The sequence below is a fragment of the Pseudomonas paracarnis genome (assembly GCF_904063055.1).
Classification (GTDB): Bacteria; Pseudomonadota; Gammaproteobacteria; order Pseudomonadales; family Pseudomonadaceae; genus Aquipseudomonas; species Aquipseudomonas paracarnis.
This window is the reverse complement of sequence record NZ_CAJFCN010000004.1, coordinates 496,009-514,924: the sequence shown is the minus strand read 5'-3', so window position 1 is coordinate 514,924 and position 18,916 is coordinate 496,009. Positions and strand designations below refer to the sequence as shown.

Genomic DNA, 18,916 nt, shown 5'->3' with positions numbered 1-18,916 from the left:
AAAAGTTTTTGCCTGTTTCCTCTGGTTTGACGGTGTGAAAGCCCAGGCGCAACGTACGGCTGCCGTGGAAGTACTCGCAGGTATCACCCGCTTGCAAATTAATCCAGCGCAAAATGGTTACATATAGGTAAGTATCGAGATGCCGCGCGCCTAGGCCCCTGTCAGCCCCAACCACGTTGAGCACCGGGTTCGAGTAGGCCGGCGGGTCGAGATCATTGCGGGGAGTGGATGAGCTTCGCGCTACCGGAAAGCGCTCTTCGGGGGCATGTAATTTGGACATGGCTGAACTCCTTGGCTGGGGCCTTGACGGCTATGGGACAAGGAAATCAGACGCTTGAAAGGGATAGGCGTCTAGCTGTCAAAGATGACAGTGGCGACGAGAGGTAATACAGCGAGCAAAAGCGCCGTTAATACAATGTCCGCACATTCACATTTCTTCTTACATATTTTTCACGTTTTATTCACAAGCCGAGACGTAGTGTGAAGCCTCATCCGTTACAAACGTTGCATATCAAGCCCGCCGCCCCAGCGGGCTTTTTTTTGCCTGCCTTTTGGTGCTGGAAAACGCCCCGCTTTTGTAGGAGCGAGCTTGCTCGCGAAGAACGTAATGACGGCGCGGTTAACCAGAATGCCCGCGTTATCGTTGACGTTATTCGCGAGCAAGCTCGTTCCTACAGGGGTTTGAGGATTGGCTTCAGCGTGTGGCTTGTTCGCGAATGGCGCGCTGGGTATCCAGCACCTTCGCCAACGCCGTTTCAGCCTCTGCACTCTGCTGCGGCACTCGGATCGCTGCCGACACCAAGGTAATCAGCTTGGCCATCACCTCGGCATCCGTGGCGGGGCGGCCCAGGCTCATGGAGTTCATCAGCAAGCGCAGTTCGGTGCCGGCCATGACCCCGGAGATGGCCTTGAGTGCAAATTGCAGGCGCACCCCCAGTTCATTACGTGGCAAATCCGGCAAGGCCAGGGCGAAGGCTTCGAAGAACCGCTGGAACACCGGCTGGTAATGGACCTTGAGGTATTCCTGAATGAACGGCGACGTGTCGCTGTAGACCCGGCCCAGGAAGCGGATGAACGAACGCCCTTCCCCGCTGGCTGGGTCGCTGCGCTCCAGGCCCATGGCCGGGGCAAACAGCACGCCCAGTAGCGTGTCGCAGTCCAGTGGGCCATCGGATTCGGCTTCACAGCGCGCCAGCAGTTCCAGGCGCTGCTCGTTGAGCGGCTCCAGGCGCTGCATCAGCAGGGTTTTCATCAGGGAGTCCTTGTCCCCGAAGTGGTAGTTCACCGCCGCCAGGTTGACCTGGGCGCGTTCGGTTATCTGCCGTAGCAACACGGCGTCATAGCCGTACTTGATAAAAAGAGCCTCTGTCGCATCCAGCAGTCGAGTCTTGGTAACGTTTGGAGCGCTGAGTTTCTTCGCGACCATATGGATTCCACGGCGGAAATATTGTTTTAAAAAATAATTTGATTTTTTATACCGGGGCGGCCCGTCGAAAGCAAGTAGTGACACTCCGCCATATCTTCCAAAGCCTGTATAACCGGGCTTTTGAGACCAGGCATGGGATTTTTGTGAGCCACACACAGGTGACGGCGAAATCGCTTCGAGAGAGAAAACCGCTCTACCTCCGTGGCTGGCGAAGCGTCAGGAAGGCAGTTACTATTCAAACAATATTTTAAAAACAAGAAATAAAACCAGTCCGTGACGCGTACAGGCAGCTTCCGAACTTGTTACAAGGGTTTTCGGGGAGCAAGTCGGCACCGTCGAGACTGCAGGCGTAGTCATGATGACACAGACCCCCGCGCAACCCGGCTTGATTTCCCTGCAAGGCATCGGCAAGCGCTATCAGCTCGCCGGGCAAGAGTTGAACATTCTCAATGACGTGTGCCTGTCCATCGCCAGCGGTGACAGCTGCGGTATCCTCGGTGCCTCCGGCTCCGGCAAAAGCACCCTGCTCAACATCCTCGGCCTGCTGGACCTGCCCAACTGCGGCCAATACCACTTTGCCGGCCACGATATTTTCAACGCCACCCCCGATGAGCTGGCGGCGATCCGCAACCAGCAGATCGGCTTCGTGTTCCAGAGCTTCAACCTGCTGCCCCGCCTAAGTGCCCTGGACAACGTCGCACTGCCCTTGAGTTATCGCGGCGTGTCGCGGCATGAATCGGTGGAACACGCCCAGCGCATGCTCGCACAAGTCGGCCTCGCCGAACGCGCCCACCACCGCCCCGCCGACCTCTCCGGCGGCCAGCGCCAGCGCGTGGCCATTGCTCGCGCCCTGGTAGGCAACCCCTCGGTGATTTTGGCCGACGAACCCACCGGCAACCTCGACAGCACCACCGCCCAAGAGATCATGGACCTGCTGTTGAACCTCAATCGTGACCAACAGGTGACGCTGATCATCGTCACCCACGACCCCCACATTGCCGACCGCCTGGAGCGCAAGATCCTGGTGCGCAACGGCGTGGTGCATGAGGCCGGGCGCCCATGAGCCTGCGGGTCGAGCAGAGCCTCAGCCAACTGCTGCATGAAGCGTTTATCAGCCTGCGTACCTTGGGCAAGCGCTCGATTCTGGCGCTCCTGGGGATCGTCATCGGCAGTTCCTCGGTGGTGGCGCTGATCAATATCGGCCACAACGCGGCGGTGGATGCGGCGATGATTTTCAAGGACATGGGTACCGACACCCTCATCGCCCAGTTCCCGCCCAAGGGCAGCAGCAACGTGCAGATGCGCACCCAGCTCGACCTCGACGCGGCGCGCCAGGCAGTGCCAGGCATTGCCCATATCGGCGCGCTCAGCCTGTTCAGCGGGCCCATTGTGTTTCATGGGCGGACCGCCAATGCCAACTTTGTCGGCAGTACTGCGGGCATCCAGGACGCCATGCGCCTGGCGCTGCGTGAGGGGCGCTTCCTGTCACCCTTCGATGCCAACGAAACCTACGGAGTGATCGGCGACCAACTCGCCCAGGCCCTTGGCGCGCCAGGTGACCCGCTGCAACTGGGCGACCGTGTGCGTATCAACGATTACCTGTTTCTGGTGGTGGGCATCCTGCGCAACCAGCCCAGGGCCATGCTGATGCCGGTGCAAGCCAACGAATCGTTGTTTATTCCCGCCGAGGGCATGCGCCGCATCTACGCCAACCCGCAGATCAACAACCTGATCATTCGCGCAGCGCCGGGACAGGACATGGAACGTATCGCCAAGGATGCCGCCGCCGCGCTGCAACCCCAGCTCACCGACCATAGCGTCGACATCACAGTGCCCCAGCAAATGATCGATGGCATGACCCGCCAAAGCCGCACCTTCGCCTACCTGCTGCTGGCCCTCGGCGCGATCTCACTGGTGGGCGGCGGTGTCGGGGTGATGAACGTGATGCTGATGAACGTCTCGGAACGCCGCCGTGAGATCGGCATCCGCATGGCCTTGGGCGCACGCCAGCGGGACATCCGTAATCTGTTTTTGCTCGAAGCGGTCACCCTCACCGCCGTGGGGGCCCTGTGCGGCGCAGTTCTGGGCATGACTGCCGCCTGGGTGTATGCGTGGCTGTCGGGCTGGGCGTTTTCCCTGGCGGTGGCCGCGCTGCCCCTGGGCGTGGGCAGCACGTTGCTGGTGGGGTTGTTCTTTGGCATTTATCCGGCGGTGTCGGCCTCACGCTTGCAGCCGGTTGAGGCCCTGCGCGATGAATAAGTACCTGGCACTGCTCATGCTGATCAGCCTGCCGGGCATGGCCGCCGATGTGGTGATCACCCCTCAGGCCCCCAGCACTACCCGCAGCGGCTACGAGCGTAGCGTCTCGCTGAACGCCCAAGCTACTACCATGACCCTGGGGGACGCGGTGTACCTGGGCCTGCGTAATAACCCGGCGATCCGCAGCGCCTACTTGCAACGGGTGGCGCAGAAGTTCGACCTGCGCGTGGCCGAAGACGTGTTCAACCCCAAGCTCACCCTCAACAGCTATTACCGCAGCACCCGCGGCTCCCAAGACAATGCGCGCAACGCCAACGTCGCGCCCACCAGCAGCCTGCTCGGCGAATACGGCACGCGCTTGAGCATGGCCTGGACCCAGCAGTTGAACAACGCCAACCGCGCCGGCCGCTACCGCAGCGACGGCCTGGACCTGGCGATCATCCAACCGCTGATGCGCGGGGCCGGTTGGGATGCCACCACCGCACCGCTGCGCCTGTCGCGCCTGGCCGAGCAGGCCAACCGCCTGAACCTCAAAGCCACCGTGGCGCAGACCATCAGCCAGATCATCGCCACCTACCGCGAATTGTTGCGCGCTCAGGAACAGTTGGTGATCGTCCAGGAAGCGCTCAAACGCTCCACTACTTTACTGGAGGTGAACAAAGCGCTGATCAGCGCCGGGCGCATGGCCGAGTTCGAGATCGTCCAGACCGAAGCCGATATCGCCACCCAGCAATTAGGCGTGGAAGAAGCGCGCAACCAACTCGACACCAGCCGCCTGGCGTTGCTGCGCCTGCTGGCCCTGGACCTGTCGACACCGGTGCGTGCCACCGAGGCCCTGGAAGCCACCCCCCTGGAGATCGACAAACGCCAGGCCTTCAACCTCGCGCAAAACCAGCAACCGGAATACCTCGCCGCCCTGCTCGGCAGCCAGCAGGCCGACCTCAACCTGGTGATTGCCAAGGATTCCGGGCGCTGGCAGGTGGACCTGGTCGCCGGCGCCAACCAGATACGCGCCGCCACCGACAACGACGACGGCCATAACAATAACCGCACCTGGGACAGTTACGCCGGAGTGCAAGTGCAGATCCCCATCGGCGATATCAGCACGCGCCAGGCCGAAGTGCGTGCGCGGGTGAATGTGGAGGATCAGGAAATCCGCATTACCGACGCTCGTCAGGAACTGCAGCGCAACGTCAACAATGTGGTGCGTGACCTCGGCACCCGCTGGCGCCAATATGAAATCTCCAAGCGCGCCGTGGAGTTGTCCAGACGCAAGATCGAGATCGAGCGGGAAAAGCTCAGCGCCGGGCGCTCCACCAACTTTCAGGTGCTGAGCTTCGAGACCGACCTGCGCAACGCCGAAAATGCCCAGCTCAATGCGCTGATCGCTTATTTGAACGCCCAGACCCAGCTCGATCTGACCCTGGGCATGACGCTGGAAAGTTGGGAAATTGCCCTCAATGACTACTAATAGAAAATCCCTGCTGGCCGTTGCCTTGATCCTGCTGTTGGCCGGCGCGGCCGCCGGCCTGCTCAGTCAACGCAGCGGGGCTGAGCAAGCGGCTACAGGCGAACAGTGGCTGGCCGTAAAGCCCGACCCATTGGTGCACCAGATCGGCCTGGTGGGCAAGATCGAGCCTGACACCACCGTCGTCCTGACAGCACCGTTCGACGGCAATGTGCTGGCCAACCTGGTCGAACAAGGCCAGCGCGTCGAGGCCGGCCAGGTCCTGTTGCGCATGGACCCGGCGACGCTTGAAATACAGCTGCGCGACGCCCTCTCCGCGCAACTCAAGGCCCGGCGTACCGTGCAGGAAATGCAGGACTGGGGCAGCAGCCCCACCGTCAGCCGCGCCCGTCGCAGTTTACGCACCGCTGAAATGACCGCAGGCAACACCCAACGCAAACTCACCGAGAGCGAAAACCTGTTCAAGCGCGGCATCATCCCGCGCAACGAACTGGATGACCTCAAACAGCAAACCCAGCAACAGCAATTGGACTTGGTGGCGGCGCGCAGTGAGCTGCAACAAGCCCTGGACCAAGGCCAGGGCGAATACCGGCAGATCGCCGAGATGGAGCTGACCAATGCCACGGTGAAATACGAAGCTTTGCAAACACTGCTCGAAGGCAAGGAGGTCAAGGCGCCCTTCTCGGGCATCGTAGTACCGGCGCCCGGCAACACCAATACCGCTCAAGTTGGCGGCAATAACAACGCGCCGGTGCAGGCCGGCAGCAAGGTCAGCCAGGGCCAGGTGCTGTTCGGCCTGGCCAATATCGAACGCTTGAAAATCGTCGCCAAAGTCTCAGAGCTGGATATCAACCAGTTGCGTCAGGGTCAGGCCGTTGAAGTCATGGGCGATGGCTTTGATGGCGAGCGGCTGTCGGGTTCAGTCAGTGTGGTCAGCGGCCTGGCCATCGCCAGCGACAGCCAGGGCAGCGCGCAGTTTCCGGTGACCTTGTCGATCCCCACCCTGACGCCCCAGCAGTTGCAGCGGGTGCGTCTGGGCATGAGTGCGCGGTTGACGATTGTCACTTATAACAATGACCAGGCGATCGTGATTCCCAGCCAGGCGATCCAGGCGGACATGACGGTGGAGTATCGGGCGGCGATGGATAAACCGGTGCAGCGGGTGAAAGTGACCCCTGGGCAATCGACGCCGCAGGGGGTTGAGGTGTTTGGGCTGACATCCGGGTTTGTGAAAATCTCAAGATAAAAGGAGAACACAATGTGGGAGCGGGCTTGCCCGCGAAAGCGGTGTGTCAGTCACTGCATCTGTTACTGCACTAGCGCTTTTGCAGGCAAGCCAGCTCCCACATTCAGCGCTGTACCAGCCTGGCGGCCAGCGTCTTGGCCTGCAGGGCCACATCGGTCACCGCCGTGCTCTCCCACCACATGCCCCGCAACGGCGGCCCCATGGCGAACAGTCGCTGGCTGACCTGGCCGCGAGCATCCAGCACCGCCCCCGTTGCATCCGCCGCAATCCCCAGCGCCAGCGGCCCAGGCTGGACCAACCCACGCTTGAGCAGTTGCTGCGGTAAAGGCCGGGCCACCCGGCGCCAGTCGTATTCGATGCCGCTGGAATTGATCAGCGCAGCGCCCAACACCTGGGTGATCACATCCTCGCCACGGTAACGCACCGCAATGGCAACTCCCTCTTGCGACGGCACCAAGCCCTTGAACGACGCCGCCTGAATCCGCAATCGCCCTTGCTCCTGCAACCGCGCCACCAACTGCGCGCTCAAGGGCGGCGAACGGTGGTGATGGCTTTCCCACCAAGGCCGTACATGCCGCACGAACTGGCGCTTGTGAGCCTCACTGGCCTGGCTCCACAGGCGTGCTATGTGCGCGCGCACCGTGTCCAGCGGTGCCTGCCAGTCAATGCCTTGCCTCAGCGCGAGCTGGCATTGGCGTCGCACCTCACGCAGCAATTGTCGGGGGCTGCTCAGGCTGTGGTCAGCGGCGAGGAAGTCGTCCCAGCTCGGCGGTTGCCGGCGTACATGGGGCAACAAGCCGTGGCGCGAAAAAACCTCGATAGGTCCGCGATGCCCGGCTTGTTCCAGGGAGACTACTGCATCGACCATGGTCAGTCCGGAGCCGATGATCAGTACGGTCGATTGTGGGTCGAGACGAGCCATCGCGGGGACATCCCAAGGGTCCAACGCGGCGGCATTCAATCCTGTGGACTCGGTCTGCGGAGTGCGCGCCGCCGCAAACATGCCGGTGGCCACTACCGCACAGGCGCCGCGCAGTTGCTCGCCAGTATCGAGGGTCAACAACGCCGAGGTGGAGTCGACTTGCAGGTCTACCCCTTCGGCGCGGATGTGCTCGACGCTCGATGTAGAAAGCGCCTTGGCTTGGGCCAGACGCTGCTGGGCGTACAGGCCGAAAAGCCCCCGCGGCGGGAACAGTTCGCTGATGGGCACATGGTGTTGGTACGACTCGGGCCATCCGCCGGCGCTGATGTAGTCGGTGAGCCATTGGGTCAGGTCGTCGGCGTTGTCCGGGTCAACGCTCATGCGCGCCGCATTGCCGTTTAGCGTATGGCCCAATTCGACCGCGCTGTAGGCTTCGCCGCGCCCCAGTTCCGCACGGAGTTCGACTATCAGGATGCGCCGCGTGCCCGGCAGGCGCAGCAGTTGCACGGCCAGCATCGTGCCGCTCAGGCCACCACCGATGATCAGTACGTCTGCAACGCGGGTGGATTCGCTCATGCCAGTTCGCCCTTATTGTTGCTCAAATCACCACATTTCGAACAAACCGTACCGCCGCGCTCCCATCATTGCGATAAGCATGGGGCTGGTGGCTGGCGAACATAAAGAACTCTCCAGCCTCGATGACAGTTTCCTGATCACCTATCACCAGCGTCAGGCTGCCCTCGAACACAAACAGTTGCTCGCTCCACCCTTCCAAATCAGGGTCCGGGCAATAACGATCACCAGGCTCAAGCCGCCACTCCCACAATTCGACTTCACGCCGTGCCGTGGCCTTGGCCAGCAACACTGCCTTACTGCCGACAATCTCGCCCGCCCAGGCCAGCTCGTTGATACGGCTGTGGTCCCGCACATCCGGCGCCTGGATCAGGTCACTGAACGCCACGTCCAACGCTTCGGCGACACGGTCCAGGGTCGACAGGCTGACGTTCTTCTCCCCCGCCTCAATCGCCACCAGCATACGCCGGCTGACTCCGGACTTTTCCGAGAGCGCGGTCTGGCTCAAGTCGGCGGCATGGCGCAGGCGACGAACGTTCTGGCTGACGTGCTGCAGGACCGAAGCCCGTTGCGGATTTTCTTTGTGCACTATATTGCTCAATAGGTGGGTGTGCGCAGTATACTGCCCAGCGTGCGGCGCATTGTGCGGTCCGTGCTTTCCCCTTGCAAGACCGAGCCGCCATGACCGCCCCGAACTCCCCTTCGCGTTTCAACCGTTTCAGTAAAGCCGAATGCATCCTGGTGGTGATCACCATGATCTGGGGCGGCACCTTTTTACTGGTGCAGCACGCCATGACCGTCAGCGGGCCGATGTTCTTTGTCGGCCTGCGCTTCGCAGCCGCGACGATTGTGGTGGGGTTCTTTTCCTTGCGCACCCTGCGCGACCTGACCCTGTTCGAATTGAAGGCCGGAGTGTTTATCGGGGTGGCGATCATGTTCGGCTACGGTTTGCAGACCATTGGCCTGCAAACCATCTTGAGCAGCCAATCGGCGTTTATCACCGCCTTGTATGTGCCGTTCGTACCGCTGTTGCAGTGGCTGGTGCTGGGCCGTCGCCCCGGCTTGATGCCCAGCATCGGCATCATGTTGGCGTTTGCCGGGTTGATGCTGTTGACCGGCCCGGCGGGGGCCTCGCTGAATTTCAGCGCGGGTGAAATCGCCACCTTGATCGGTGCAGTGGCCATAGCGGCCGAGATCATTTTGATCAGCGCATTTGCCGGCCAAGTGGATATTCGTCGGGTGACCGTTGTGCAATTGGCCACGGCTTCAGTGCTGTCGTTCATGATGGTGGTGCCGATGGGCGAGGCGTTACCCGGCTTTTCGTGGTTGCTGCTGTTCAGCGCCGTAGGCCTGGGTTTGACCAGTGCGGTGATCCAGGTGGCAATGAACTGGGCCCAGCAAAGTGTTTCGCCAACGCGGGCGACGTTGATTTATGCCGGTGAGCCGGTGTGGGCAGGCGTTGTGGGGCGGATCGCCGGGGAACGGTTCCCGCCAATCGCGATGCTGGGTGCGGTGTTGATTGTGCTGGCGGTGATTGTGAGTGAGTTGAAGACCAAGGGGCAAAAGGCCGTTGAGCTGGCAGATGCCTTGGAACAGGAGCGTCAGGGCTAACCTGGGAACGCTGGGGTGCCAGGTCTATGGTCATCGCGGGCAAGCCCGGCTCCCAGAGGGTCGGCATTTCAGTTCAGAGGGAGGTTGAAACAGTGCCAAATGGGAGGTTTCAGCCTACTTTGTAGGATCCTGCCACATCTTGCCGTTTGGTGATCATGAAAGCGGCACGTATGATGCATCCCAAACTCCCGCAGATTAGAAGCCTATGTCCCTGATAGTTCTACTGCTTCTGCCTTTTATCGGCAGCTGTCTGGCGGCCTTGCTGCCGCATAACGCACGTAACACCGAATCCCTGTTGGCCGGCCTTGTGGCGCTGGTCGGTACTATTCAAGTCGCCCTGCTCTACCCCCAGATCGCCCACGGTGGCGTGATCCGCGAAGAATTCATGTGGTTGCCCAGCCTGGGGCTGAACTTCGTGTTGCGCATGGATGGGTTTGCCTGGCTGTTCTCGATGCTGGTGCTGGGCATCGGCACGCTGGTGTCGCTGTATGCGCGCTACTACATGTCGCCGGACGACCCAGTGCCGCGTTTCTTTGCGTTTTTCCTGGCGTTCATGGGCGCCATGCTGGGTTTGGTGATCTCCGGCAACCTGATCCAGATCGTATTCTTCTGGGAACTGACCAGCCTGTTCTCGTTCCTGCTGATCGGCTATTGGCACCACCGTGCCGATGCGCGACGCGGGGCGTATATGGCGCTGATGGTCACCGGCGCCGGCGGGCTGTGCCTGTTGGCGGGGGTCATGCTGCTGGGGCATATCGTCGGCAGCTATGATCTGGACCAGGTGCTGGCGGCGGGCGATCAGATTCGCGCGCATTCGCTGTACCCGGTCATGCTCGCCCTGGTGCTGATCGGCGCCTTGAGCAAAAGCGCGCAGTTCCCCTTCCATTTCTGGCTGCCCCACGCCATGGCGGCGCCAACGCCGGTTTCGGCCTACCTGCACTCGGCGACGATGGTGAAGGCCGGCGTGTTCCTGCTGGCCCGCCTGTGGCCATCGCTGTCCGGCAGCGAAGAATGGTTCTGGATCGTCGGCGGTGCCGGCGCCCTCACGCTCCTCCTCGGCGCTTACTGCGCCATGTTTCAAAACGATCTCAAGGGCCTGCTGGCCTATTCCACCATCAGCCATCTCGGGCTGATCACACTGCTGCTGGGCCTTAACAGCCCGCTGGCCGCTGTTGCCGCGGTATTCCATATTCTCAACCACGCCACCTTCAAGGCTTCGCTGTTCATGGCCGCGGGCATCATCGACCACGAAAGCGGCACGCGGGATATCCGCAAGCTCAGCGGGCTGGTGCGCCTGATCCCGTTTACCGCGACCCTGGCGATGGTCGCCAGCGCGTCCATGGCCGGGGTGCCGTTGCTCAATGGCTTCCTGTCCAAAGAGATGTTCTTTGCCGAAACCGTGTTTATCTCGTCGACTCAGTGGGTGGAAATCGCCCTGCCGCTGATCGCGACCATTGCCGGTACATTCAGCGTGGCCTATGCCCTGCGTTTTACCGTGGATGTGTTCTTCGGCCCGCCCGCCACCGACTTGCCACACACGCCCCACGAGCCGCCGCGCTGGATGCGTGCACCGGTCGAGCTGTTGGTGTTCACCTGCCTGCTGGTGGGGATTTTCCCGGCCCAGATGGTCGGCTCGATCCTCGCCGCTGCCGCCCTGCCGGTGGTGGGCGGTACGTTGCCGGAATATAGCCTGGCGATCTGGCACGGCTGGAACGCGCCGATGATCATGAGCCTGGTGGCGATGACCGGCGGCGTGGTGCTGTACCTGATGCTGCGCAAACAACTCAAGCGTGGCCGCTTCGAATACCCGCCGCTGATCGGCTACTTCAACGGCAAGCGCGGTTTCGAGCGCTGCCTGGTGGTGATGATGCGCGGTGTGCGCCGGATCGAGAAACGCATCAGCACCAAGCGCCTGCAAACCCAGTTGTTCCTGTTGGTGCTACTGGCAGTGATCGGCGCGATGATCCCGATGTTCAACAGTGGCCTCAGCTGGGGCGACCGCCCGAAAATCCCGGGGTCCATCGTCTTCGTCACCCTGTGGTTGCTGGCGATTGCCTGCGCCCTCGGCGCCGCCTGGCAAGCCAAGTACCACCGGCTGGCGGCCCTGACCATGGTCAGCGTGTGCGGCCTGATGACCTGCGTCACCTTCGTGTGGTTCTCGGCGCCGGACCTGGCCCTCACCCAATTGGTGGTGGAAGTAGTCACTACCGTGTTGATCCTGCTTGGCCTGCGCTGGCTGCCACGGCGGATCGAAGAGGTCTCACCCCTGCCCAGCTCGCTGCGCAAGGCGCGTATCCGCCGCCTGCGTGACTTGCTGCTGTCCACCGTAGTCGGCGGCGGCATGGCGCTGTTGTCCTACGCGATGCTGACCCGCCAGACGCCCAACGATATTTCCTCGTTCTACTTAAGCCGTGCCCTGCCCGAAGGCGGCGGCAGCAATGTGGTGAACGTGATGCTGGTGGACTTCCGTGGCTTCGACACCCTGGGCGAAATCACCGTATTGGGCGCCGTGGCCTTGACCGTGTACGCCTTGCTGCGCCGCTTCCGCCCATCCAAGGAAAGCATGGAGTTGCCGCCCCAACAGCGCCAACTGGCGCCGGACGTGGCGACCGACCTGGTCAACCCGCGCCAGGCCAGCGACACCGCCCTGGGCTTTATGATGGTGCCGGCGGTACTGGTGCGCCTGCTGCTGCCGATTGCGCTGGTGGTGTCGTTCTACCTGTTCATGCGTGGCCACAACCAACCGGGTGGTGGTTTCGTCGCCGGGCTGGTGATGTCGGTGGCGTTTATCCTGCAATACATGGTTGCCGGCACCCAGTGGGTCGAGGCGCAGATGAGCCTGCGGCCGATGCGCTGGATGGGCTTCGGCCTGCTGTCGGCCACCTTGACCGGGCTGGGTGCGCTGTTCGCCGGGTACCCGTTCCTCACTACGCATACCTGGCATTTCAGCCTGCCGCTACTGGGCGATATTCATATCGCCAGTGCGCTGTTCTTTGACGTCGGCGTGTACGCCATGGTCGTGGGCTCGACCCTGTTGATGCTCACCGCCCTCGGCCACCAGTCGGTGCGCGCGCATAAACCGAGCAACCAGCCCAAAGTGGTTGCTGCAACCGAAGGAGCCGCCTGATGGAAGAAGTCATCGCAATAGCCATTGGGGTCCTGGCGGCCTCCGGCGTCTGGTTGATCCTGCGGCCACGGACGTTCCAGGTGGTCATGGGTTTGTGCCTGCTGTCCTACGGCGTCAACTTGTTCATCTTCAGCATGGGCAGCCTGTTTATCGGCAAGGAGCCGATCATCAAGGACGGCGTGCCCCAAGACCTGCTCAACTACACCGACCCACTGCCCCAGGCCCTGGTGCTCACGGCCATCGTGATCAGCTTCGCCATGACCGCGTTGTTCCTGGTGGTGCTGCTGGCCTCCCGGGGCCTCACCGGCACTGACCATGTAGACGGCCGGGAGCCCAAGGAATGACGTGGATGAATCAACTGATCGTCGCGCCGATCCTGCTGCCGCTGCTCACCGCCGGGCTGATGCTGATGCTGGGCGAGAAACGCCGCCCGCTCAAAGCCCAGATCAATCTGTGCTCCAGCATCGTCGGCCTGGGCGTGGCCATCCTGCTCTTGTACTGGACGCAACAAGGCGGCCCCGGCTCCATTGGCGTGTACCTGCCGGGCAACTGGCAGGTGCCGTTCGGCATCGTGTTGGTAGTGGACCAACTCTCGGCGATGATGCTGGTGCTGACCGGGATTATCGGCGTCAGCGCGCTGCTGTTCGCCATGGCCCGCTGGGACCGTGCGGGCACCAGCTTCCATGCCCTGTTCCAGATCCAACTGATGGGGCTGTATGGCGCCTTCCTCACCGCCGACCTGTTCAACCTGTTCGTGTTCTTCGAAGTGCTGCTGGCCGCCTCCTACGGCCTGATGCTGCACGGTTCCGGCCGCGCGCGGGTATCGTCGGGGCTGCATTACATTGCGATCAACCTGCTGGCGTCGTCGCTGTTCCTGATTGGCGCGGCGATGATCTACGGCGTCACCGGCACGCTGAACTTTGCCGACCTGGCGTTGAAGATCCCGCTGGTGCCGGAGGCGGATCGCGGCCTGTTGCATGCCGGTGCGGCGATCCTGGCTACGGCGTTCCTGGCCAAGGCCGGCATGTGGCCGCTGAACTTCTGGCTGGCGCCCGCCTATTCCTCGGCCAGCGCGCCGGTGGCGGCAATGTTCGCGATCATGACCAAGGTCGGCGTGTACACCGTGCTGCGCCTGTGGACCCTGCTGTTTTCCGGCCAGGCCGGTGCTTCGGCACTGTTTGGCGGGGATTGGCTGGTGTATGGCGGCATGGCGACCATCATTTGCGCGGCACTGGCGATGGTGGCGGCGCAGCGCCTGGAGCGCATGGCCAGCCTGAGTATCCTGGTGTCGGCCGGGATCCTGCTGTCAGCGGTAGGGTTTGCCCAGCCAAGCCTGACCGCGGGGGCGCTGTTCTATCTGGTCAGCTCCACCCTGGCACTGAGTGCATTGTTTTTGCTGGCGGAGTTGATCGAGCGTTCGCGTTCGGCCAACGACCTGCCGCTGGATGAGGAGATTGATGCGCTGCCCAAAGCCATGGAATCGCTGCATCCGCGCCCGGGTGTGAACCTGGACGATGAGCAAAAAGCGGTGATCGGCCAGGTCATCCCTTGGACCATGGCCTTCCTGGGCCTGAGCTTTATCGCCTGCGCGCTGTTGATTATCGGCATGCCGCCGCTGTCCGGGTTTATCGGCAAGCTCAGCCTGTTGAGTGCGCTGATCAATCCACTGGGCCTGGGCAACGCCGTGGACGAGTCCATCCGCCCGGCGGCCTGGGGCCTGGTCGCGCTGCTGATTCTCTCTGGCCTGGCCTCGCTCATCGCTTTCGCCCGCCTCGGCATCCAGCGCTTCTGGACCCCGGAAGAACGCCCATCACCGCTGCTGCGCCGCTACGAGTGTGTGCCGATCTTCCTGCTGCTGGGGTTGAGCATCGCGCTGACCTTCAAGGCCGAGGCGCTGATGCGCTACACCCAGGCCACCGCCCAAAGCCTGAACAACCCGGAACACTACGTGATGGCAGTGCTCGCGACCCGCCCAGTGCCCAGCCCTGAAGCCAAGGCCGCCGCCCTGGAGGTGCAGCCATGAAACGTCTGTTCCCGGCTCCCTGGCTGTCGTTGGCGTTGTGGGTATTGTGGCTGGTGCTGAACTTGTCGATCAGCCCCGGCAACCTGCTGCTGGGCGCACTGTTGGGCTTTCTTGCGCCGCTGATGATGGCGCCGCTGCGCCCGCTGCCGATCCGCATCCGTCGCCCTGGGGTGATCATCCGCCTGTTTTTCCGGGTCGGCCTTGACGTAATCATCTCCAACCTGCACGTCGCCTGGGGCGTACTCACTTGCGGCTCACGCCCACCGCGCTCGCGCTTTATCAAGATCCCCCTGGACCTGCGCGACGCCAACGGCCTGGCGGTGCTGGCGATGATCACCAGCGTGACCCCCGGCACCGTCTGGTCGGAACTGGCCCTGGACCGCAGCATCCTGCTGCTGCACGTTTTCGACCTGGATGACGAAGCCTCGTTTATCCAGCAATTCAAGCACGCCTACGAACGGCCCCTGATGGAGATCTTCGAATGAGCGCCCTGCTCGCCAATGCGATCCTGTTCAGCCTGTTCCTGTTCTCCCTGGCCATGGTGCTGACCCTGGTGCGCCTGTTCAAAGGCCCCTCGGCCCAGGACCGGGTACTGGCGCTGGACTACCTGTACATCCTGGCGATGCTGATGATGCTGACCCTGGGTATTCGCTATGCCAGCGACACTTACTTTGAAGCAGCGCTATTGATCGCGCTGTTCGGCTTCGTCGGCTCGTTCGCCCTGGCCAAATTCCTGCTGCGTGGGGAGGTGATTGAATGATGCCGTTATGGGTTGAGATTATCGTGGCGGCGTTGCTGTTGCTCAGCAGCCTGTTTGCCTTGATTGGCGCGATTGGCTTGCTGCGGATGAAAGAATTTTTCCAACGCATGCACCCGCCGGCACTGGCCTCGACGCTGGGGGCGTGGAGCGTGGCGTTGGCGTCGATCATTTATTTTTCAACGCTCAAATCCGGGCCGGTGTTGCACGGCTGGTTGATTCCGATTTTGCTCGCGATCACCGTGCCGGTCACCACACTGCTGCTGGCGCGAACCGCCCTGTTCCGCAAACGCATGGCCGGTGATGACGTCCCCGCCGAAGTCAGCAGCCGCCGCTGATTCTTCAGGCGAATTCAGTAAAAATGTGGGAGCTGGCTTGCCTGCGATAGCGGTTTATCAGTTACAGCATCATTGACTGAAACTGCGCCATCGCAGGCAAGCCAGCTCCCACATTTGGTTTGGCGCCAGGCAAAAGAGCGGATACGCTCCACCAATTGCGCCAACTTAGCATCATCCCGCTACGCGCCACATCGGGAAGCGCCCGCTCGATCCAGCACTAAACCTTTCCCGTATAACATGAGAGAACAATAAATGTACTCGATCGACTTGGCACTGATGAAGCCCGGAGATATCGTTTTCACCACCGAAACAAGCCTCACAAGCAAGACAATAAGAAACTTTACCGGGGGCAACTATTCGCACGTCATGCTTTGCGTAGGTTATGGCAGCTGTATACATGCGGATAAAAAAGGGGGCGTTCATTCTTTTAATGCGCAGAGATTGCTTGTTGAACACCCGAATCAAATCGCCCTAAAACGATACAACCCGCATCTTTCACCTGAGACTTCGAAAATCATTGAGCAATATGCTCGATTAAAAATTGGCACAGTATATTCTATATGGGAGGCCGTGAAGGCGGCGCCCTTTTTCAAGAAGGAATGGCTTGGGCACTTAAAAGTCGAACTTGAAAAGCCTTCAAGTCTTCAATTTTGCTCAAGGCTGGTAGCGCAAGCCTACAGCCATGCGGGCCTGAAGCTATCGGCCACTCCATCCAGTTGCACTCCGGTCTAAATCTTCAACTCTCCAAGGCTCGAACTGGTTGAAAACGCAGTTATCCGAGTCCCTGAAGAGCTGGTAGCACTTGTAAACGACGAATCAAAGAACAAAATTAAGATACATACAGACACAATCAAAAGACTACTCGAAAGCGTTAGAAAACTATACGGAGACTCCATCCAAACTTTGCATGACCTCGAAGCCTTAGCCATTACCACTGAGGGTGCAGACGATATAATTTCCGACTTAACAATCAAATCTGGCTACTTAGAACTATGGAAGATTGACATCAAAGAAAACCCTTGGCGATACAGTCAAATCGAATTTGAAAAGTGGGCGACCGATAAACAGAATAGAACAGAGATCGCCCAAAACGAATTAGGCATGGCACAGCATCAGCTAAGCCGCCACTTAGAGTCTCTTCATATAACACGCGAAAACTATAAAAATTACCCAAACAAAACGCTCGGACAACTAATAGCACTATACGAAACCCTAGTAATGCTCGCAGTGAAGAAGACAGAATTATTCTCTCACTATTGAACGCATGCATCACACCTACAACAAGCCAAGTCTTCAATATTTATATTCAAAAACGCCCCGAACCAGTCGGGGCGTTTTTTTATTCAACGTGCAGCTTTCAACGGTCAGTCAGCCAACCGTCACGTCGTCCCACCCTTGCCGTCTTCCAACCCACACCATTGCGGTCAGTTGGGTAGACCCACCCCCTTTTACCGTCAGCTATTGAACACCCGCAAGCACTAACAACGTAAAGCACCGTGACATACTTCCCAAAGAAACATCCTACGTCCGCGCCAGAAACCCTCGCTTCTTTGTAGACAACGATTGACCCATAGTCTTCTCTTTGGTGCCCGATACTCCATTGAGCGTTTCTAGCGGGCACACCTTCCACTCAAACGTAAATCGAAGTCACGAACAGCCACCACCCAAAACTTTACCCTCTCTATACAAGTCAATTAATGGAAAATCGGGATGCAATTCGAATATAAGAAATTCTTAGTGACACTAGCACTCATCTCGAATGCAATATACGCTCAAGCCGAACAGACTCACCTATCGACAATTCTAAATATAAAAATGAATGCAACCTATCTCGACATAGATACAGAAACCCCGGACTCTTTCGGCGTAAAGCTCATGGCGGCAGTTCGTCTGACGCTTTCGACAGAACACAGTTGTGGCACTTCAAAACTGCATATCACACCGGACTCCATCGGCGTTCCTGTCGAACGTTTCCTAGCAGAAGTTAAGAAAATCAAAAAATACGCTGATGATGGAGCCGCACTATTTATCACCCATCAGGATTGTGATCGAAAAATACCAATGGCAACCAAATTCGCTACCTGCACGGGTGAAACATGCAGATCACTCACAGATGTGCTAATTGATGGAAAAATGTACTTAGACGAGAATTACCGACCCGTTCCAGCTGCGCGCAGTCTTTTTTTCATAGAGCAACCCCAAACTTATGACAAAACGCTAAAAGCCTGGAAAGTATATATCTACGATAAAAAAACCAAGAAGATTGCGGCTGATGGATTCGTCGACAATGAAGACTATGCTGCGAGCAAATTCATCCATAAATTTCGCACCTTTCATAGCAACGGCATGGTTTCGAGTTCTATTGAAATGAGTGCGCAGGGGCAACGTGAAGGAAAAAGTATTGTTCGCCACAAAAACGGAAAAATTGAAAAATCCATAAATTACAATAACGGAATTATCACTGACGGCGAGTACATAACTTACGACCCGACAGGAAAAATCAAGATCCGTGAGCATTATGCAAATGGAGTGCTAAATGGCCCAAGAGTCAAACTGTACGCTAACGGAAATCCTGAATCCATGGAAAAATATTTAGATGGCAGTCGCTCAGGAATATCAAATTATTACTATGAAGACGGCACACTAAAAAATATACAAGATTATGACCGCGGGCAGTTGGATGGCTGGGACGTCAAATACTTCGCAAACGGCCAGACCGAATCACAAACACTCTATACAAATCAGCACATTAGAATAAGCCACGAATGGAACATTGACGGTATAAAAGTCAGCCAATGGGAACAAGACGAAAATCATAACCGCCAAGGCGACGACATAGAATGGTATGACAACGGACAAAAAAGAAAGCACTCAATTTATAAAGACGGAAAACTACATGGAAAGATGCAAGGTTGGTCTGAGGATGGAACTCAACTTTATTCTACCGAATACGCACACGGCGAGAGAAACGGACAATCACGGCAGTGGGGCCGAGACGGGACGTTGATAGAAGACTGCCAATACCAAGCAGGAAAAATTTCAGAGCCGTGTTCGGTGAGAACTCCGCTCTGACTATGAAGGTCTTGGACAGGAATAGAAGTTTAATTCGAAAAACTTAGCAATATGCAAAAAAACGCCCCGAACCAGTCGGGGCGTTTTTCATTCA

At 59.2% G+C, this 18,916-nt stretch carries 19 protein-coding genes; 14 read left to right on the top strand and 5 right to left on the bottom strand.

Going from position 1 to position 18,916, the window contains the following annotated elements:
* The 3 genes from JMV15_RS12295 to JMV15_RS12285 form a co-directional block, all read right to left on the bottom strand.
* Positions 1–280, bottom strand: a 280-nt coding sequence (locus JMV15_RS12295; protein ID WP_197865365.1) for a hypothetical protein, incomplete at its 3' end; no start/stop codon positions are given.
* 215 nt (positions 281–495) lie between these two features.
* Positions 496–663 (bottom strand): hypothetical protein, encoded by a 168-nt coding sequence (locus tag JMV15_RS12290; protein ID WP_155717093.1) that lies wholly within the window; start codon positions 661–663, stop codon positions 496–498.
* Between the two features lie 31 nt (positions 664–694).
* Entirely contained in the window at positions 695–1,426 is a 732-nt protein-coding gene (locus JMV15_RS12285) for a TetR/AcrR family transcriptional regulator (RefSeq protein ID WP_014718925.1), read from the bottom strand.
* Positions 1,427–1,781: 355 nt separating this feature from the next.
* Here JMV15_RS12285 and JMV15_RS12280 point away from each other — a divergent pair, with 355 nt between their 5' ends.
* From JMV15_RS12280 to JMV15_RS12265, 4 genes are read left to right on the top strand one after another with little or no spacing between them, the layout of a single operon-like run.
* On the top strand, positions 1,782–2,489 hold the full coding sequence (locus tag JMV15_RS12280; protein WP_038450534.1) for an ABC transporter ATP-binding protein: 708 nt from the start codon (positions 1,782–1,784) through the stop codon (positions 2,487–2,489).
* Positions 2,486–3,685, top strand: a complete 1,200-nt coding sequence (locus JMV15_RS12275) for an ABC transporter permease (protein ID WP_038450536.1) — start codon at positions 2,486–2,488, stop codon at positions 3,683–3,685. Before JMV15_RS12280 ends, JMV15_RS12275 begins: the two co-directional genes overlap by 4 nt.
* Positions 3,678–5,156 (top strand): TolC family protein, encoded by a 1,479-nt coding sequence (locus tag JMV15_RS12270; RefSeq protein WP_038450537.1) that lies wholly within the window; start codon positions 3,678–3,680, stop codon positions 5,154–5,156. The genes JMV15_RS12275 and JMV15_RS12270 overlap by 8 nt, the downstream gene beginning before the upstream one ends.
* A complete protein-coding gene (locus JMV15_RS12265) occupies positions 5,146–6,399 on the top strand; it encodes an efflux RND transporter periplasmic adaptor subunit (RefSeq protein WP_038450538.1) in 1,254 nt (417 codons plus the stop codon). Before JMV15_RS12270 ends, JMV15_RS12265 begins: the two co-directional genes overlap by 11 nt.
* Before the next feature lie 103 nt (positions 6,400–6,502).
* Here JMV15_RS12265 and JMV15_RS12260 read toward each other — a convergent pair whose 3' ends face one another.
* Together JMV15_RS12260 and JMV15_RS12255 are read right to left on the bottom strand one after the other, a co-directional pair.
* Positions 6,503–7,897: an FAD/NAD(P)-binding protein gene (locus JMV15_RS12260; RefSeq protein WP_038450540.1), complete on the bottom strand. Its 1,395-nt coding sequence runs from the start codon at positions 7,895–7,897 to the stop codon at positions 6,503–6,505.
* A gap of 22 nt (positions 7,898–7,919) precedes the next feature.
* Positions 7,920–8,483 (bottom strand): helix-turn-helix domain-containing protein, encoded by a 564-nt coding sequence (locus JMV15_RS12255; RefSeq protein WP_038450543.1) that lies wholly within the window; start codon positions 8,481–8,483, stop codon positions 7,920–7,922.
* Positions 8,484–8,575: 92 nt separating this feature from the next.
* Here JMV15_RS12255 and JMV15_RS12250 point away from each other — a divergent pair, with 92 nt between their 5' ends.
* The 10 genes from JMV15_RS12250 to JMV15_RS12210 all read left to right on the top strand — a co-directional run bounded on the left by JMV15_RS12250 (position 8,576) and on the right by JMV15_RS12210 (position 18,822).
* Positions 8,576–9,505 (top strand): DMT family transporter, encoded by a 930-nt coding sequence (locus JMV15_RS12250; RefSeq protein WP_019819413.1) that lies wholly within the window; start codon positions 8,576–8,578, stop codon positions 9,503–9,505.
* A 205-nt stretch (positions 9,506–9,710) separates the two neighbouring features.
* Positions 9,711–12,632, top strand: coding sequence for a monovalent cation/H+ antiporter subunit A (locus JMV15_RS12245; protein WP_038450545.1), 2,922 nt, complete (start codon positions 9,711–9,713; stop codon positions 12,630–12,632).
* Positions 12,632–12,976: a Na+/H+ antiporter subunit C gene (locus tag JMV15_RS12240; RefSeq protein WP_003192163.1), complete on the top strand. Its 345-nt coding sequence runs from the start codon at positions 12,632–12,634 to the stop codon at positions 12,974–12,976. The genes JMV15_RS12245 and JMV15_RS12240 overlap by 1 nt, the downstream gene beginning before the upstream one ends.
* Positions 12,973–14,655 carry a monovalent cation/H+ antiporter subunit D gene (locus tag JMV15_RS12235; RefSeq protein WP_038450548.1) on the top strand — a complete coding sequence of 561 codons (1,683 nt, stop codon included), beginning with the start codon at positions 12,973–12,975 and terminating at the stop codon, positions 14,653–14,655. The genes JMV15_RS12240 and JMV15_RS12235 overlap by 4 nt, the downstream gene beginning before the upstream one ends.
* On the top strand, positions 14,652–15,140 hold the full coding sequence (locus tag JMV15_RS12230) for a Na+/H+ antiporter subunit E (protein WP_014718934.1): 489 nt from the start codon (positions 14,652–14,654) through the stop codon (positions 15,138–15,140). Before JMV15_RS12235 ends, JMV15_RS12230 begins: the two co-directional genes overlap by 4 nt.
* The gene (locus JMV15_RS12225; protein WP_003192168.1) at positions 15,137–15,415 is read left to right on the top strand and encodes a K+/H+ antiporter subunit F; all 279 of its coding nucleotides are present in this window, start codon (positions 15,137–15,139) and stop codon (positions 15,413–15,415) included. The genes JMV15_RS12230 and JMV15_RS12225 overlap by 4 nt, the downstream gene beginning before the upstream one ends.
* Entirely contained in the window at positions 15,412–15,750 is a 339-nt protein-coding gene (locus tag JMV15_RS12220; RefSeq protein WP_014718935.1) for a Na+/H+ antiporter subunit G, read from the top strand. Before JMV15_RS12225 ends, JMV15_RS12220 begins: the two co-directional genes overlap by 4 nt.
* Positions 15,751–16,002: 252 nt before the next feature.
* Positions 16,003–16,482, top strand: coding sequence for a C40 family peptidase (locus tag JMV15_RS28365; RefSeq protein ID WP_235991947.1), 480 nt, complete (start codon positions 16,003–16,005; stop codon positions 16,480–16,482).
* A gap of 171 nt (positions 16,483–16,653) precedes the next feature.
* Entirely contained in the window at positions 16,654–17,010 is a 357-nt protein-coding gene (locus JMV15_RS28360) for a hypothetical protein (RefSeq protein ID WP_235991946.1), read from the top strand.
* Positions 17,011–17,460: 450 nt separating this feature from the next.
* The gene (locus tag JMV15_RS12210) at positions 17,461–18,822 is read left to right on the top strand and encodes a toxin-antitoxin system YwqK family antitoxin (protein ID WP_014718937.1); all 1,362 of its coding nucleotides are present in this window, start codon (positions 17,461–17,463) and stop codon (positions 18,820–18,822) included.
* Positions 18,823–18,916: the final 94 nt, after the last annotated feature.

Excerpts from the sequence above, each read along its gene's own strand:
- JMV15_RS12235 (WP_038450548.1), top strand. The coding sequence starts at position 12,973 with ATGACGTGGATGAATCAACTGATCGTCGCGCCGATCCTGCTGCCGCTG.
- JMV15_RS12265 (WP_038450538.1), top strand. The coding sequence starts at position 5,146 with ATGACTACTAATAGAAAATCCCTGCTGGCCGTTGCCTTGATCCTGCTG.
- JMV15_RS12275 (WP_038450536.1), top strand. The coding sequence starts at position 2,486 with ATGAGCCTGCGGGTCGAGCAGAGCCTCAGCCAACTGCTGCATGAAGCG.
- JMV15_RS12225 (WP_003192168.1), top strand. The coding sequence starts at position 15,137 with ATGAGCGCCCTGCTCGCCAATGCGATCCTGTTCAGCCTGTTCCTGTTC.
- JMV15_RS12285 (WP_014718925.1), bottom strand. The coding sequence starts at position 1,426 with ATGGTCGCGAAGAAACTCAGCGCTCCAAACGTTACCAAGACTCGACTG.
- JMV15_RS28365 (WP_235991947.1), top strand. The coding sequence starts at position 16,003 with ATGTACTCGATCGACTTGGCACTGATGAAGCCCGGAGATATCGTTTTC.
- JMV15_RS12220 (WP_014718935.1), top strand. The coding sequence starts at position 15,412 with ATGATGCCGTTATGGGTTGAGATTATCGTGGCGGCGTTGCTGTTGCTC.
- JMV15_RS12250 (WP_019819413.1), top strand. The coding sequence starts at position 8,576 with ATGACCGCCCCGAACTCCCCTTCGCGTTTCAACCGTTTCAGTAAAGCC.
- JMV15_RS12210 (WP_014718937.1), top strand. The coding sequence starts at position 17,461 with ATGCAATTCGAATATAAGAAATTCTTAGTGACACTAGCACTCATCTCG.
- JMV15_RS12280 (WP_038450534.1), top strand. The coding sequence starts at position 1,782 with ATGATGACACAGACCCCCGCGCAACCCGGCTTGATTTCCCTGCAAGGC.
- JMV15_RS12245 (WP_038450545.1), top strand. The coding sequence starts at position 9,711 with ATGTCCCTGATAGTTCTACTGCTTCTGCCTTTTATCGGCAGCTGTCTG.
- JMV15_RS12260 (WP_038450540.1), bottom strand. The coding sequence starts at position 7,897 with ATGAGCGAATCCACCCGCGTTGCAGACGTACTGATCATCGGTGGTGGC.
- JMV15_RS12240 (WP_003192163.1), top strand. The coding sequence starts at position 12,632 with ATGGAAGAAGTCATCGCAATAGCCATTGGGGTCCTGGCGGCCTCCGGC.
- JMV15_RS12230 (WP_014718934.1), top strand. The coding sequence starts at position 14,652 with ATGAAACGTCTGTTCCCGGCTCCCTGGCTGTCGTTGGCGTTGTGGGTA.
- JMV15_RS12270 (WP_038450537.1), top strand. The coding sequence starts at position 3,678 with ATGAATAAGTACCTGGCACTGCTCATGCTGATCAGCCTGCCGGGCATG.